Below are 14,205 nucleotides of genomic sequence, written 5' to 3'. Positions count from 1 at the left end.
CGGGCTTGCCCCGCAATGAAGTCGCCGTTATATTCAGACACAGTTCACCTCACCGAAGACCTGCCCATGCCAGCTTCCCCGCTCACCACTGTATTTGCCACCGCGCCCGACGCGGTTGTAGTCGTGCGTGGGAATCAGCAGCCGGCCATGATCAGCCACTACCCACCACCTGTCAGTAGCGTGGTAGTGCTGGGCTGAGCGGCCAATCGCTGCGTCCCATCACACCTGCATCCTCTACTGAACACGGTTGACTGCCCGTAGCGGGCAGCACCGTTCGGCTTTTCTGCCCGAATTACAGGTGGCACTCATGTTTGCTCTATCGAAAGAATCCGTGGCCTCGGCGGCCACCACCAGCCTGTTTGTCCTGCTCTGGAGTAGCGGGGCGATCGTTTCCAAGTTGGGCCTTGCCCATGCCAGTCCTTTTGCCTTTTTGTTGCTGCGTTCGGCCCTGGCCCTGTGTGGCCTGTTGCTGCTGGCGCCGTTGCTCAAACTGCGCTGGCCGCGCGGACGGGGCGGGGTGTTGCAGGCACTGGCCACCGGTGCCGTACTGCTGGGCGCCTACCAGATTTTCTACCTGCTGGCGCTGAACACCCAGGTGACCCCCGGCATCATGGCTACGGTCATGGGCGTGCAGCCGATCCTCACCGTGGTACTGATGGAGCGCCAGCGTTCCTGGAGCCGGCTGTTCGGCCTGGGTCTGGGATTGAGCGGGTTGATCATGGTGGTCTACCAGGGCATCGGCCTGGGCGGCATTTCCCTGGCCGGGATGCTGTTTGCCTTGTTGGCGCTGGTGAGCATGACGTTTGGCTCGATCATGCAGAAGCGCATCACCGACAACCCGATGGGCACCTTGCCGTTGCAATACATGGCCGGGTTGCTGATGTGTGCGTTGTTTGCACCCTTCCAGCCACTGCAGGTGGAAATGACGGCCGGCTTCATTGGCGCCTTGCTGTGGATGGGGCTGGTGGTGTCGTTGCTGGCGACCTTGCTGTTGTACCGGCTGATCGCCCGAGGCAACCTGGTCAATGTCACCAGCCTGTTCTACCTGGTACCGGCGGTGACGGCGGTGATGGACTACCTGATCTTCGGTAACCGCCTGGCGGCATTGAGCGTGCTGGGGATGGCGCTGATCGTGATCGGCTTGCTGTTTGTGTTTCGCAAGTCGGCGCTGAGTGCCGGGCAACTGCAGGCCGATTGAGCTGTTCGCGGGGCAGGTATCGACTTGCCCCGCGATCTTCATTTACTGGCTGGCTTGAGCACCAACCAAAGCGCCACCGCAATCAACAACCCACCCCACAGGTGTGCCATCGACAATGGTTCATCCAGCAACCACGCCCCCCACAACACACCAAAGGCCGGAATCATGAAGGTTACAGTGGTGGCCTTGACCGGACCAATCTCGCTGAGCAGGCGGAAGTACAGAATGTACGCAAACGCCGTGCAGACCAGCCCCAACCCCAGTAGCGATAGCCATACATCCCAGCCACCCCAGCTCGCAGGCGGGGCAGTCAGCACGCTGTAGCCAAACAACGGCAACAGCAGCAGGGTTGCGCCCAACATGCTGCCCAACGCCGACAGGCGACTGTCCAGGCCGCCCGCCTGGTCAAGCCAGCGCCGGGCCAGAAAGCCGGCAAAGCCATAACAGGTGGTCGCCGCCAGGCACGAGATCGCGCCTTGCAGCAAGCTTTGGTCAAATGCCACCGGCCCCGCGCCACTGAGAATGCCGACGCCGAACAGACCGAGGAAGATGCCGCAGAGTTTGGCCAGAGTCATGGGTTCACGAAAGAACAGCGCGCCAATCAACACGCCCATCAAGGGCGTCGTGGCATTGAAGATGGCCGAGTAACCGGCTGGCAGCACTTGCGCCGCGACGGAATACAGCGTGGCCGGAATCCCCGAATTGATCATGCCCAGCACCAGGCAGGCCTTGAGCTTGCCGTTGAAGTCCCAACGCACGCGCAGCAGGGCGAGGATCACCATCAACCCGGCGCAGGCGATGGACACGCGAAAGAAGGCCGTGGGCAGTGTGCCGAGCACGGGTGCGATGATGCGCATGAACAGGAAACTTGCGCCCCAGACAGCGGCAAGAATCAACAGGCGGGTAATGGCGATGGGGGTCATGGGCTATCCGGGTCCTTTTGGGCAGGGCGCGAGTTTACGCCAGAACCTTTGGCCGCCTCTCTCCCTTTCTTGCGCTTGAATTGCGCCGGGGAGAATTTGGCCGATACAGACGGGCCAACAGGCTTTCCCTGGCATCGGCGACTGGCTAAGCTCAGGCTTCGACATTCCCGCAGAGGTCTGATGTATGCCCCAGCAATGGCCGGCCGCCGATATCGCCCGGATGATCCTCGATGGCTTCGACGATTACCGTGAGCATTTTCGCCAGATCACCATCGGCGCCCGCGCCCGCTTCGAGCAGGCGCAGTGGCAGCAGATCCAGAGTGCTTCGGCCGCACGGATCAACCTCTACGAAGAAAAGGTCAGCGAGGTCAGTGGCTGGCTACGCCAGGCATTCGAGGCCGACGTGCTGCTGGACGTGTCGCTCTGGCCGCTGGTCAAGAGCGCCTACATCAGCCTCATCGACCCACGGTTGGACGATGAACTGTCGGAAACCTGGTACAACTCGATCTTCTGCAGCCTGTTCAGCCATGACCTGATCAGCGACGGCTGCATGTTCATCCACACCACTCGGCCGTCGCTGCGCAGTCACGAGCGCGCGGCGCAAACCCGCACTTACCGCCCCCAGGGCAGCCTGGGCAGCGTGCTGGGGCAGATCTTTGCCGACTACGGTTTCGATGTGCCCTACGGTGACTTGCAAGGCGATCTGGTCCGCCTCCAGGCGCAGCTGCGCGAAAGCCTGCCCGACTGGGTCTGCAAGGACCCGGCCCTGGCGGTGGAACTGTTTTCGCCGGTGCTTTACCGCAACAAGGGGGCCTACCTGGTGGGGCGGCTGTTCACCCAGGACGAGCAATGGCCACTGGTGATCCCGCTGCTGCACCGCGAAGGCCATGGGATCGAGATCGATGCGCTGATCACCGACGAAGCCGATGTGTCGATCATCTTCTCGTTCACCCGTTCCTATTTCATGGTCGATGTGCCGGTGCCGGCCGAGTTTGTCGGTTTTCTCAAGCGCATCCTGCCAGGCAAGCACATTGCCGAGCTGTACACCTCGATCGGTTTCTACAAGCATGGCAAGTCGGAGTTCTACCGGGCGCTGATCAATCACCTGGCTGGAACCGACGATCGCTTCATCATGGCCCCCGGAGTGCGTGGCATGGTGATGAGCGTGTTTACCCTGCCGGGTTTCAATACCGTGTTCAAGATCATCAAGGACCGATTCTCGCCGTCCAAGACCGTCGACCGAGCCACGGTGATCGAAAAGTACCGGTTGGTGAAAAGTGTCGACCGGGTCGGTCGCATGGCCGATACCCAGGAGTTCTCCGACTTTCGCTTCCCCTTGAGCAAGTTCGAGCCCGAATGCCTGGCCGAGTTGCTGGAGGTGGCGCCCTCGACGGTGGAAGTGCATGGCGACACGGTGCTGGTGCGACACTGCTGGACCGAGCGGCGCATGACGCCGCTGAACCTCTATCTGGAGAATGCCAACGATGCCCAGGTGCGCGAGGCCCTGGAAGACTACGGCCTGGCCATCAAGCAGTTGGCGGCGGCGAACATCTTTCCGGGCGACATGCTGCTGAAGAACTTCGGCGTTACCCGCCATGGTCGGGTGGTGTTCTACGACTACGACGAAATCTGTTTTCTTACCGAGGTCAACTTCCGCTACATCCCGCCGCCTCGCTATCCGGAGGACGAAATGTCCGGTGAGCCCTGGTATTCGATCGGGCCGCACGACGTGTTCCCCGAGGAGTTTCCGCCGTTCCTGTTTGCCGACGGCGGCCAGCGGCGGTTGTTCAGCCAGTTACATGGCGAACTGTACGACGCCGACTACTGGAAAAGCCTGCAGGACGCGATTCGCGGCGGCAAGGTGATCGACGTGTTCCCCTACCGGCGCAAGGCCCGGTAGGCGCTGGCTTACTGTAGGAGACGTCGCACCGCCGCTCCTGCAGCAAACCACCTCCCCAATCAGCCTTTCATGCACTTCAACTCACTGAAGTCCTTGCGCACCTGGTCCAGCTTTTGTTCCAGGTGCGTACGTTGCTGCTCGCTGCTCTGGGCCATCAGGTCCACAAGCAATTGCCGGGCAGCTTTTTCCGTGCGCTGGTAGGCCTGGCGGTATTCCGGTGTCCACAGGCTTTCCCGGTTCTTGAGCAGGCGTACCAACTGTGGCTCGAAGGCGTCAGTGTGGCGCTGGTCCATCGCGGCACTGAAGTGCGCCTGCCAGTTGGCCCGGTTGGCGATCCACTGGCGGTTCTGTTCACCCAGCCCCTGTGACCAGGTCATGATCCGCAGCCGCTGTTGTGAGCTGAGCTCGCCCAGCCATGGCGTGAGGCGTTTTTCCATGCGCTCGGCGCGTTGTTCGATCTGCCGCGCCAGGGGCGTTTTCACATACTTTGCCTGGCGCTCACTGATGTCTTCGGCAAAGGCCTGGCGCATCTCGTGGACCTGTTCATCGTCCATCGCCCGCAATAGCTGGGCTGCCGAAGGGGTGATCTGGTCGGCCACTTTGGCGATCGCCTGTTTCGCTTCCTGGGTGCGCAGTTGCAATTGCTGGTCGGTTACCTGGTTGTCGGCGACCATCTGTCGGACTTCGTCGATCCAGGTCAGGTAGCCCGGCAGCTGCGTGCGGCAATGCCACGCCAGGTGCTGCTTGAGGCGTTGGTTGAGCCAGGTTTTTTGCTGGCGGTTCATGTTCAGGTAGTCGTTCAGCGACCAGGGCACCAGCATATCGAGGTTGCGGTAGGCGAGGTCGATACGGCTGCAGGCCAGCACCAAGAGGGCCGGCAGGACCAGTAGCAGGAGGGTGCGCAAGTACTTGGGCAGGCAGGCGTACATGAGCGAATCCTTGCGAGGGCTTGCTTGAATTTATAGAACAGCGCGCGGCACCCCGGTTCCTTTTTACCGATGGGTAGCCAACGGCGACCGGGCGGTGTGGCCGGTTCGGGTGTAGAATGCCGGGCTCGCAACGAGGATTTCCGGAAATGGCTTTAGTTGGGCGTTACAACAGTTTGCAAATCGTGAAACACACGGACTTCGGCCTGTACCTGGACGGCGGCGCGGATGGTGAAATCCTTCTGCCCAACCGCTACATCCCCAAGGACACGCCCACCGAGGTCGAAGACTGGCTGAACGTTTTCGTGTACCTGGACAGCGAAGACAAGCTGATCGCGACCACCGAAAAGACCAAGCTGCAGGTCGGTGAGTTCGCCAGCCTCAAGGTCAAGGAAATCAACAGCATCGGTATCTTCCTGGATTGGGGCTTGCCCAAGGACCTGCTGATGCCGTACTCCGAAGAAAAACGCCAGATGCGCCAGGGCGAGTATTGCGTGGTGCATGCCTACCTGGACAAGCGCACCCGTCGGATCACCGCCACCGCGCGCCTGGACCGCTACCTGGACAAGGTGCCGGCCACCTACGCGCAAGGCCAGGAGGTTGATTTGCTGGTGGTCGAAGAAACCCCGATGGGTTTCAAGGCGATCATCAACAACAAGCACTGGGGCCTGATTCACAAGAACGAAGTGTTCAAGTTCCTGCGTTCGGGCAAGCAGGAGAAGGGCTACATCAAGGAGATGCGCAGCGACGGCAAGATTGCCTTGAGCCTGCAGCCCCTTGGCCAGGACCTGGCCAACAGCCTGCACGACAAGATCCTGGCCAAGCTCAAGGACGCCAATGGCGTGCTGCCGGTAAGCGACAAGAGCGATCCACAGGCGATCAGCGACTTGTTCGGGGTCAGCAAGGGCAACTTCAAGAAAGCCATCGGTGCCTTGTACAAAGATGGCCGTATCGTCATCCACGCCGACCGCATCGAGCTGGTTTGATCAGGCCTGGCGAAAGCCTGCAAAGTTCAGGTTCTCGCCGCCCGGACGCAGGTCCTGGAGCATCGAGTCGCGGTCTGCGCTCAGCGCCAGACTGATGGTGGAGCGCCGCTTGCCGGGGTGGCGCACTTCCATCTTCTCCAGATGGGCCTTCAAGAAATTCACCGGCACCTTCAGGTGCTGCAGTTCGTCGGTCTCGGGCGTGTGCAGCAGCAGGTTGACCCAGTCAGCCGCGTCTTTTTTCAGCACCAGCTTTACCGGCACATCGAACCACCACAGGCTGCGCTTGGTGTCGAGCACGGCAAACAGGGTGTTGTCGCTGGAAAGTACCGGTCTTTCCAGTTCCTGGTTGCGACGGGCAATGGCGGTGGGTTTGTCGAGTTTCATGCAGGTTCCTACGGGTGACGCTTGAAAGGTCGCTCATTGTGCTGGGATTGGCCTGAAACATAAAGCAGCCAGATGCGCCGCTTGCCAGCCTGGCAAGCGGCGCTCGCTCTGTTTCAGCGGTTGGCGTGGCCCACGGAAGCCGAGAGTGGCTGGCTCAAGGGCGAGGTGGCGCCATCGGCGCGGGTGACGGTTGCGGTGAAGGAGCCGAACGTCGTGCCTTGCTCCAGCACATAGTCGAACTGACCCTGGCCCTTGGCATCGGTGGCGACCAGGGACTCGCCCAGGTAGTGCTCGGCTTCAGCGCTCTGGGCCTGTTGATTGGCGAACACTTCTACCCGCAGCAGGCTGTCAGGTTCGCCGTTCACGGTGCCGCGGAGGCGATTGCCTTTGAGGGCGGTCAGCAGCGGAGCTGGCTGATTGTGATTGGGCATCGGCTGGCAGCCCTTCACCTGCGCCTCGTCGCTGCAGATGATTGCCCGGTTGTTGCCCGACTGATCGACCCCGATGCCGCGCGAACCCTCATAGAGGGCATGCTCGATGGCCGGAACACCGAAGACGATGGCGCCGGTCTGCTGCTTGGCCAGGCATGAACCTCCGGCCTGGCAGCGGCGGATGTCCAGGTTGTTGTTCCAGATCTGGTTGGCACTGAGACGGTTGCTGGTGGAGGTAGGCTCCGGGCGCAGGGCAACGCCGATGCGGTTGCCGTGGATCTGGTTGCCGTCGAGGATATTGCCCGCGCCGCTGACGCTCACGCCAATGGAGTTGCCGGTGAAGGTGTTGGCACCCAGGTAGTTGCGCTGTCCCCAGTTGATCTGCAAACCGTCGGAGTAGTTCTCGAAGCGGTTGCGCACCACGCTGTTGTCATTGCCCCAGAGAATCTCGATGCCCTGGGACGGCTCCGGGTTGGCGGCGGTGGAGCGGAACAGGTTGTCGGCCACCAGGTTGAACGCCGCGCCACGGGTCAACTCCAGGCCGTCGCCGTTGTCGATCAACTGGTTGCGCAGCACCTTGTTGTTATTGGTGGTGGTGGCGGTTGGATTGCCCTGGCCATCGTCGCCGGTGAGCATGATGCCGGCACCGCCCTTGTTGGCAAGGATGCGGTTGTCCTGAATCACGTTGTTGCTGGCGCGGTTGATCAGGATGCCGATGCAGAAATTGCGCACCTCAAGGCCTGAGATGCTCACGCCACGGGTATCACGCAGGACCAGGCCGGGACCGGTGGTGGTGCGCACGTTGGTGCCGAACTGGCCGGCCACTGCGCCAGGGCACGCCTGGGTACCGTCACCGATGATGTAGGCCGAACCGTCGATGGCAATGAATTGTCCCGTGCGCGGCCATGCGCTGCCCTCGATACTCACCGGCCCCTGGATTGCTGGCAACGGTGATGTCGGCTTGATTACATAGGGCGCCTTGCCCACTGGGCGGATCTCGATCCGGAACTGGCCGGGGTTCTGGTTGTTGCGCTCGATCGCCCAGCGCAGGCTGCCAGGTTGCAGGTCATCGACATAGCGATCCACCACCAGCGTGGTCAACGCCGGTGCCGGTGCGGCGGCAGTGGCGCTAAAGGGCAGGGCAGACAGGGGCAGCAGTAGGGCTGCCAACAAAGGCATGACACGCATCGTAGGACTTCCACAATCGGCTGTTGTTTTTATCGCAGCGGTACACAAGGCCTGCCGCGCTGTTGCGAATTCTAAGGGAAGCCCTCGCCAGTCGGCGGCAGGGTGCAGCGAATCGGGGCGGTATTCGCCCGCTGTTTGGCCGTCGGGCAAATAATTGAAACTCCCGAACAAGGCCACAGGTCCATTGACTGTCGACTCTGACAGCCCGTTTTTCCCCTTCAGGAGAACTCCTATGAGTGGCACCAAAGATAAAGTCAAAGGTATGGCCAACGAAGCGGTCGGTAATGTCAAACAAGGTATTGGCAAAGCCACTGACAATGAGCGCCTTCGCGCCGAAGGCGAGTTGCAGGAACGCAAGGGTGAAGCCCAGCAGGTGGTCGGCAAGGTCAAGGATGCGGTGAAGAAGCCTTGATCGATGCCAGTGACGAATCACGGCGGCCACCTGGAGTGGCCGTTGTGCTATCTGCAGCAATCAATCGCAACTTTGGCGCGATCGTCGTTTAGACTTTACTGCAGACTTTAGTGAGGAGCCTTTTCCATGACCCTCGAACGGCGAAAGGAGACGCTATGATTTTCCCCGACCTGCGCGGCTTGCCCTTGCACCGCGTGCTGGTGCGCACCGTCAAGGAGTTTCTCGATGACGAGATGTCCACCTATGCGTCGGCACTGGCCTACCAGATGCTGTTTTCGCTGTTCCCCTTCCTGCTGTTCCTGATCGCCCTGATCGGCTTTTTGCACTTGCCGGACTTCTTCTCCTGGCTGCGGCTGCAATCTGAGCTGGTATTGCCGCCCCAGGCGCTGGAGCAGGTGAACCCTGTGATCGACCAGTTGCAGCAGTCCAAGGGCGGCTTGCTTTCAGTAGGTATCGTGATCGCCCTGTGGACGGCCTCGGCCGGTGTGCGGCTGATGATGAGCGCAATGAACGCGGCCTACGACGTGATCGAAGGGCGCCCGGTCTGGAAGCGCATTCCCTTGTCGATCTTCTACACCGTGGGTATCGCCGGCATGTTGCTGGCAGCGGCGGCGCTGATGGTACTGGGCCCGCAGGTGATGGAGTGGATCGCTTCGCAGATCGGCATGCAGGAATTCATCGTCACCTTGTGGACGGTGTTGCGTTGGCCGGCAATTATCATTCTGATGATGGTGGCAGTGGCATTGATTTACTACGTGATGCCGGACGTGAAACAGGAGTTTCGTTTTATTACCCCGGGCTCGGTACTGGCCGTGGTGGTATGGATACTGGCGTCATTGGGGTTTGGTTATTACGTCAAGACGTTCGCCGACTACAACGCGATGTATGGCAGCATCGGTGCAATTATCGTGTTGCTGCTGTATTTCTATATTTCTGCCGCGGTTTTGTTGCTGGGGGCGGAAATGAATGCCGTGATCGAGCATCTGTCTGCCGAAGGCAAGAACCCCGGTGAAAAAGAGGCCGGTGAGGATGCCCATGAACATGATAAAAAGCATGTTTCCGGGTTGGGGCGTGATCATTCGCTTGACCACCCGGCCACGCCCGAAGGCGAACCCTTGAGTCGAACTTCCCATGATTCGTGACATTCTGAAAATGGGCGATGAGCGCTTGCTGCGCATCGCCCCGCCAGTGCCGGCGCAACTGATCGGCAGTGCCGAACTGGACCAGTTGATTGCCGACATGTTCGAGACCATGCGTCACGTGGGCGGCGTTGGCCTGGCCGCGCCGCAGATCGGGGTCGACCTGCAGCTGGTGATCTTCGGCTTCGAGCGCAGCGAGCGTTATCCGGATGCCGAACCTGTGCCGCAGACGATCCTGCTCAATCCGGTCATTACCCCGTTGGGTACTGAAGTGGAAGAGGGCTGGGAAGGCTGTCTGTCGGTGCCGGGCTTGCGCGGGGTGGTGCCGCGTTACCGACGCATCCATTATGCCGGGATCGACCCTCAGGGCCAGGTGATCGACCGCCTGGCCGAAGGCTTTCACGCACGGGTGGTGCAGCACGAGTGCGATCACTTGATCGGGCGGTTGTACCCCTCGCGTATCCACGACTTCAACAAGTTCGGCTATACCGACGTGCTGTTCCCCGGCCTGGACTCCGCCAGCGACGACTGATTGCGGGCCATCGCCAGCAACGGTTTGCTGCGCTGATAGCGGGCCAGGCGTTCGCCCAGCGCCGCCGGCAAGTGCATGCAAGGGGCGAAACCCAGGCGGTTGTAGAAGTGCTGCAGATCCGGGTGGCAGAACAGCCACACCGTCCCTTGAGCAGAGTGCAGCGCCGCCTCCAGCAGGTGGCGGGCGATCCGCTGTCCGCGCCAGGGCGTGGCCACCCATAAGCCGGTCAACCAGCGCCCTCCTGTGACAGGGCTCAGGCACAAGGCGGCAACGATATCATTGGCGCGGGCCACCCAGAGTTGTCCGTCGGTGGCTGCGCGCATGGGCGAATGCTGGCTTTTATAGAATTTGTTGAGCAGTGGCCGCTCGAGGCCAGTCAGCGGGCAGTAGCGAAGCGAAGGCACCGAAAATCTCCTGCGGGGGCTCTGGTCCGGGCTTGTACACTGGTGCAGTCAGGCTGTCGAGGGGCACCGCCCTTGCCATTGTTACGATTACGGTAACAGTGATTGTCTGGCGCAGGGCTTAAAGCCATCATCCCAAGTTGTAAACTACCCCTGTCCCACGCAGAACATAAACAGTGGGATCGGTACTTCGTGTTATGTCGTGTGTGATTGATATAACAACTTCTCCGCGCCCCTGTTGGCCAATGAAGTCAATCGATTAGTTTGATTGCTTTGCAGGCTTATACGATGAAAAGTTTAATGGTGCTTGCCCTGGTGGGGGTGTCTTCCTTTGCCATGGCTGATGAAATCAACACCGCAGCGGTACAACCGGCTGTCGAACAGTATGACTACACCCAGGACCTGGATATTGCCAAAGTTATCAACTTGTCGACCATTCCCAATGTCTGTGAAGTTGTGCCGGCGACCATGACCTATGAAGACCACCACGGTCAGCGTCACACCATAGAATACCGCGCCATGGGCAGTGGTTGCAGTAACGGTTGATTGATGGTGGCGCGAGCGTTAACCGCGTTATTGTCAAAACCACCTGCAATAACGAGACCTGACCCTGGTGTCTACGGAGCCTCACGCTCCAGCAACTGGCGCTTGCGTTCCACGCCCCAACGATAGCCCGACAAGTTGCCGTCACTGCGCACCACTCGGTGGCAGGGAATGGCAACGGCCAGGCTGTTGGCTGCACACGCCTGGGCTACGGCACGCACTGCCTTGGGAGCGCCGATACGCTGGGCGATTTCTGCGTAGCTGGCGGTAGTGCCAGGCGGAATCGTGCGCAATGCCTGCCACACGCGTTCCTGAAAAGCGGTGCCGCGCAAGTCCAGCGGCAGGTCCAGGCCGATGCCCGGAGTTTCGACCAGCCCCACCACCCTGGCCACCAGGGTTTCAAACGAAGCGTCTGCGCCCAGCAGGTTGGCCTTGGGGAATTTGTCCTGGAGGTCCTGCAGCAATGCTTGCGGGTCATCACCCAGCAGGATCGCGCAGATCCCTCGTTCACTTTGCGCCACCAATATCGCCCCCAACGAACACTGACCGATGGCAAAGCGGATATCGGTATTGACGCCGCCATCGCGGTAAGCCCCCGGCGTCATGCCCAGGCGCGCGTTGCTGGACTCGTAGAAGCGGCTATTGGAGTTGAAGCCGGCCTCGTACAGGGCGTCGGTGATCGTCGAAGACTGCTGCAACTGCTTGCGCACCTTGCGCGCCCGGTGGGCCGAGGCGTAGGCCTTGGGCGTGAGCCCGGTGACGGCTTTGAACACCCGGTGAAAATGAAACGGACTCATGGCCAGTTGCGCGGCCAGTTGGTTCAGGCTCGGAGCCGACTCGGCGCTTTCGATCAACTGGCAGGCACGGGTGATTTGGGTGCGGTGCTGTTCGGCCATTCGGGTCTGGTCTGCGCCCCGGCGTCTGCTCGGGCGATAACCGGCAGCTTCGGCTTGCGCCGGGGTGTCGAAAAACTCGACGTTTTCGATTCGCGGCAGCCGCGAGCTGCTGCTGGGGCGGCAGTACACACCGGTGGTACGCACCGCGTAGACAAAGTCCCGGTCGGCTGCCGGGTCGCGCGCCACGATGGCTTGCCAGCGTGGATCGGATTCGCTGATACGGGGTTTGCCCTGGTTCATGCCGATAGTCTCTTGGTGAGGGTCGATACGTTCAGGTTAGAGCGGACCGGTTGCAGAAAAACTCCGGGTCTTGCGTTCAAACTCGCGTGTTCGGCACGCGCCACAGGTACCAGGCGGCAACGGTGCGATAGGGCTGCCAGGCCTGCCCGAGCTCGATCATCTGCCGGCGGGTGGGCTGGGCATCGAGCCCCTGCAGCCGACGGTAGCCCTCGCGCACGCCAAAGTCATCTGCCGGGAGGATGTCCATGCGCTCCAGGGTGTAGATCAACAGCATCTCCACTGTCCAGCGACCGACGCCGCGCAGGCTGACCAGGCGTTCGATCAGTTGCTCATCCTCCAGAGCCATCGCCTGCTGGTGATCCGGTACCACACCGTCGATCCGGGCCCGGGCGATGCCCTGAATGGTCGCAAGCTTGCTGGCGGAAAAGCCACAGGCCCGCAGTTGTTCCGGGGTGGTCGCCATTACCTGTGCCGGACTTGGAAAATCGCACCCCGGATACAACGCAATGAACCTGCCCAGAATCGCGTCGCCGGCTTTGACATGCAACTGCTGGTAGGCGATAGCGCGCACCAGCGCCTGGTAGGGGTCGCGGTGCGGCAAAGGTTTATGCAGGCATGGGCCGATGGCCTGCACATGCAAAGCCCAGCGCGGGTCCAGTGCGGCGAGAAATGCCTCTGCCTGGCGATAGCAATCAGTCATTGCGTCTCCATGGCCTGCGCCACGCGCTCAAGGCCCTGTTTGAGTTCGGCGCGGCTGCTGGCTGCCGACAGGCTGATGCGAATGGCCGGCAGATCGTTCTGTTTTACCGCAAACACCTCGGCCGGTACCACTTCCACGGCGTTAGCCCTGCAACGTTGCACCAGTGTCTGTGCCGGTTGCGGGCAGCTCACCCATATATGCGGTGAAGGGTGTTGGCTGTAGAGCCGCTCACTGCCGAGGATCTTGCGCGCCAGGCGCCAGCGCTGTCCCATCTCTTCACGTTGCCAGGCCAGTCGTCGCGCCGTCGTGCCATCGGCGATCCAGCGACAGGCAATGTGCAGGTTGAGCGGCGAAACCTGCCAGTGGGTTGCCTGGGCATGGGGATCGACCTTGGCCAGCAGCGGCGGGTCGGCGACGATCCAGCCCAGGCGCAAGCCGGCACCCACCGTTTTGGACAGGCTGCTGACCAGGACGCTCTGCTGGCCGAGCAGTGCCCACAGCGGCGGCTGGTCGGTCAGCGCGCCGTACACATCATCCTCGATCAGCAGCAGGCCATGACGAAGCACCACTTGGGCAACAGCGTGCTGGCGCTCGAGCCCCATGCAGGCGCCGGTGGGATTCTGCAGGCTGGGCGTGAGCACCAGCACCCGGGCGCCGGTGGCACGCGCGACGCGGTCCAGGTCGTCCGGGAGGATGCCCTGGTGATCCTGAGCCACACCGTGCAACGGCAGGCGCAGCTGGCGGCAGGCGGCCTTGATGCCCGGTGCGGTGAGGGATTCAACCAATACCGGCTCGCCGGGTTGGCACAGCGACAGCAGCAGACTGAACAGCCCTTGCTGGGCTCCGCCACATAGCAACAGCTGATCGGCGTTCAATTGCAGGCCGCGATTGGCCAGCCAGGCGGCGCCTTGCACCCGGGCCAGCAGCAGCGCTTCGGCGCTCAGGTAACGGTCCAGGCTGCGCACCTCGCCGGCGTGCAGCAAGGCGTGCAAGGTGCGCTCGATATCGTTGTTGTCGGGGTCTATCACCGGGACGTTGGTCGACAGGTCGATCAAGCCCGGTTGCAGGTGACGTTGCTTGAGGTGAAACAGCGTGGCTTCCTTGCTGCCGGCCAGCACGTAGGTGCCGCGCCCCACCTCGCCGCTGACCAGGTGGCGGGCAGCAGCTTCGCGGTAGGCCTGCTGGGTGGTGCTGGGGTTGAGTCCCAGGTTCCACGCCAGGCGTCGTTGGGGTGGCAGGCGTTCGCCGACTTTCAGCTCACCCCCCTCGATGGCGGCAGCAATGGCCTCGACCAACGCCAGGTAACGCGGCTGGTCATTGTCGGGCAGGGTAGGAGTCCACATTTATTGTTGGCCATGCAATATAGGGTTTGGCCCATACAATGCGCCGGGGCTAGGATCAGGTCA

Annotated in this window: 16 protein-coding genes; 8 read left to right on the top strand and 8 right to left on the bottom strand. The window is 61.4% G+C overall.

The genetic code is table 11. The annotated features are described in order from the left end of the window. Positions 1–66 precede the first annotated feature (66 nt). Both ABVN19_RS16155 and ABVN19_RS16150 read left to right on the top strand, forming a co-directional pair. Positions 67–198, top strand: coding sequence for a hypothetical protein (locus ABVN19_RS16155; RefSeq protein WP_256585889.1), 132 nt, complete (start codon positions 67–69; stop codon positions 196–198). Between the two features lie 109 nt (positions 199–307). Beyond that, the gene (locus tag ABVN19_RS16150) at positions 308–1,198 is read left to right on the top strand and encodes a DMT family transporter (protein ID WP_105642271.1); all 891 of its coding nucleotides are present in this window, start codon (positions 308–310) and stop codon (positions 1,196–1,198) included. Positions 1,199–1,236: 38 nt separating this feature from the next. Here ABVN19_RS16150 and ABVN19_RS16145 read toward each other — a convergent pair whose 3' ends face one another. Beyond that, the gene (locus ABVN19_RS16145; RefSeq protein WP_028943146.1) at positions 1,237–2,121 is read right to left on the bottom strand and encodes a DMT family transporter; all 885 of its coding nucleotides are present in this window, start codon (positions 2,119–2,121) and stop codon (positions 1,237–1,239) included. Between the two features lie 184 nt (positions 2,122–2,305). Here ABVN19_RS16145 and aceK point away from each other — a divergent pair, with 184 nt between their 5' ends. Further along, positions 2,306–4,021 (top strand): bifunctional isocitrate dehydrogenase kinase/phosphatase, encoded by a 1,716-nt coding sequence (aceK, locus tag ABVN19_RS16140; RefSeq protein ID WP_028943147.1) that lies wholly within the window; start codon positions 2,306–2,308, stop codon positions 4,019–4,021. Positions 4,022–4,080: 59 nt separating this feature from the next. On the opposite strand, the gene ABVN19_RS16135 is transcribed toward aceK, so the two are convergent. Next, on the bottom strand, positions 4,081–4,950 hold the full coding sequence (locus tag ABVN19_RS16135) for a DUF6279 family lipoprotein (protein WP_105642270.1): 870 nt from the start codon (positions 4,948–4,950) through the stop codon (positions 4,081–4,083). 146 nt (positions 4,951–5,096) lie between these two features. On the opposite strand from ABVN19_RS16135, the gene ABVN19_RS16130 reads away from it, so the two are divergent. Then, positions 5,097–5,933, top strand: coding sequence for a S1-like domain-containing RNA-binding protein (locus ABVN19_RS16130; protein ID WP_028943149.1), 837 nt, complete (start codon positions 5,097–5,099; stop codon positions 5,931–5,933). Here ABVN19_RS16130 and ABVN19_RS16125 read toward each other — a convergent pair whose 3' ends face one another. Together ABVN19_RS16125 and ABVN19_RS16120 are read right to left on the bottom strand one after the other, a co-directional pair. Beyond that, entirely contained in the window at positions 5,934–6,317 is a 384-nt protein-coding gene (locus tag ABVN19_RS16125) for a hypothetical protein (protein WP_028943150.1), read from the bottom strand. 113 nt (positions 6,318–6,430) lie between these two features. Continuing rightward, positions 6,431–7,936 (bottom strand): NosD domain-containing protein, encoded by a 1,506-nt coding sequence (locus tag ABVN19_RS16120; RefSeq protein ID WP_028943151.1) that lies wholly within the window; start codon positions 7,934–7,936, stop codon positions 6,431–6,433. Positions 7,937–8,168: 232 nt separating this feature from the next. Between ABVN19_RS16120 and ABVN19_RS16115 the strand changes: the two genes are divergently transcribed. The 3 genes from ABVN19_RS16115 to def all read left to right on the top strand — a co-directional run bounded on the left by ABVN19_RS16115 (position 8,169) and on the right by def (position 10,019). Beyond that, positions 8,169–8,348: a CsbD family protein gene (locus ABVN19_RS16115; RefSeq protein WP_028943152.1), complete on the top strand. Its 180-nt coding sequence runs from the start codon at positions 8,169–8,171 to the stop codon at positions 8,346–8,348. A gap of 155 nt (positions 8,349–8,503) precedes the next feature. Continuing rightward, positions 8,504–9,490 (top strand): YihY/virulence factor BrkB family protein, encoded by a 987-nt coding sequence (locus tag ABVN19_RS16110; protein ID WP_028943153.1) that lies wholly within the window; start codon positions 8,504–8,506, stop codon positions 9,488–9,490. Continuing rightward, complete coding sequence (def, locus tag ABVN19_RS16105) at positions 9,480–10,019, top strand: peptide deformylase (RefSeq protein WP_028943154.1); 540 nt, start codon at positions 9,480–9,482, stop codon at positions 10,017–10,019. Before ABVN19_RS16110 ends, def begins: the two co-directional genes overlap by 11 nt. Here def and ABVN19_RS16100 read toward each other — a convergent pair. Beyond that, positions 9,971–10,423 (bottom strand): GNAT family N-acetyltransferase, encoded by a 453-nt coding sequence (locus tag ABVN19_RS16100; protein WP_256585888.1) that lies wholly within the window; start codon positions 10,421–10,423, stop codon positions 9,971–9,973. The two genes, def and ABVN19_RS16100, sit on opposite strands and share 49 nt — an antisense overlap. Positions 10,424–10,708: 285 nt before the next feature. Here ABVN19_RS16100 and ABVN19_RS16095 point away from each other — a divergent pair, with 285 nt between their 5' ends. Continuing rightward, on the top strand, positions 10,709–10,966 hold the full coding sequence (locus tag ABVN19_RS16095) for a DUF2790 domain-containing protein (RefSeq protein ID WP_028943156.1): 258 nt from the start codon (positions 10,709–10,711) through the stop codon (positions 10,964–10,966). A 71-nt stretch (positions 10,967–11,037) separates the two neighbouring features. On the opposite strand, the gene ada is transcribed toward ABVN19_RS16095, so the two are convergent. From ada to ABVN19_RS16080, 3 genes are all read right to left on the bottom strand, one after another. After that, on the bottom strand, positions 11,038–12,099 hold the full coding sequence (gene ada, locus ABVN19_RS16090; RefSeq protein ID WP_105642269.1) for a bifunctional DNA-binding transcriptional regulator/O6-methylguanine-DNA methyltransferase Ada: 1,062 nt from the start codon (positions 12,097–12,099) through the stop codon (positions 11,038–11,040). A gap of 76 nt (positions 12,100–12,175) precedes the next feature. Next, complete coding sequence (locus ABVN19_RS16085) at positions 12,176–12,799, bottom strand: DNA-3-methyladenine glycosylase (RefSeq protein ID WP_105642268.1); 624 nt, start codon at positions 12,797–12,799, stop codon at positions 12,176–12,178. Continuing rightward, entirely contained in the window at positions 12,796–14,142 is a 1,347-nt protein-coding gene (locus tag ABVN19_RS16080; RefSeq protein ID WP_105642267.1) for a PLP-dependent aminotransferase family protein, read from the bottom strand. The genes ABVN19_RS16085 and ABVN19_RS16080 overlap by 4 nt, the downstream gene beginning before the upstream one ends. Between the last annotated feature and the right edge of the window lie 63 nt (positions 14,143–14,205).

Origin of the sequence: Pseudomonas vranovensis (assembly GCF_040438935.1) — a bacterium.
GTDB lineage: Bacteria > Pseudomonadota > Gammaproteobacteria > Pseudomonadales > Pseudomonadaceae > Aquipseudomonas > Aquipseudomonas vranovensis.
The sequence above is the reverse complement of the archived record's forward strand: the minus strand, read 5'-3'. Positions and strand labels throughout refer to the sequence as shown.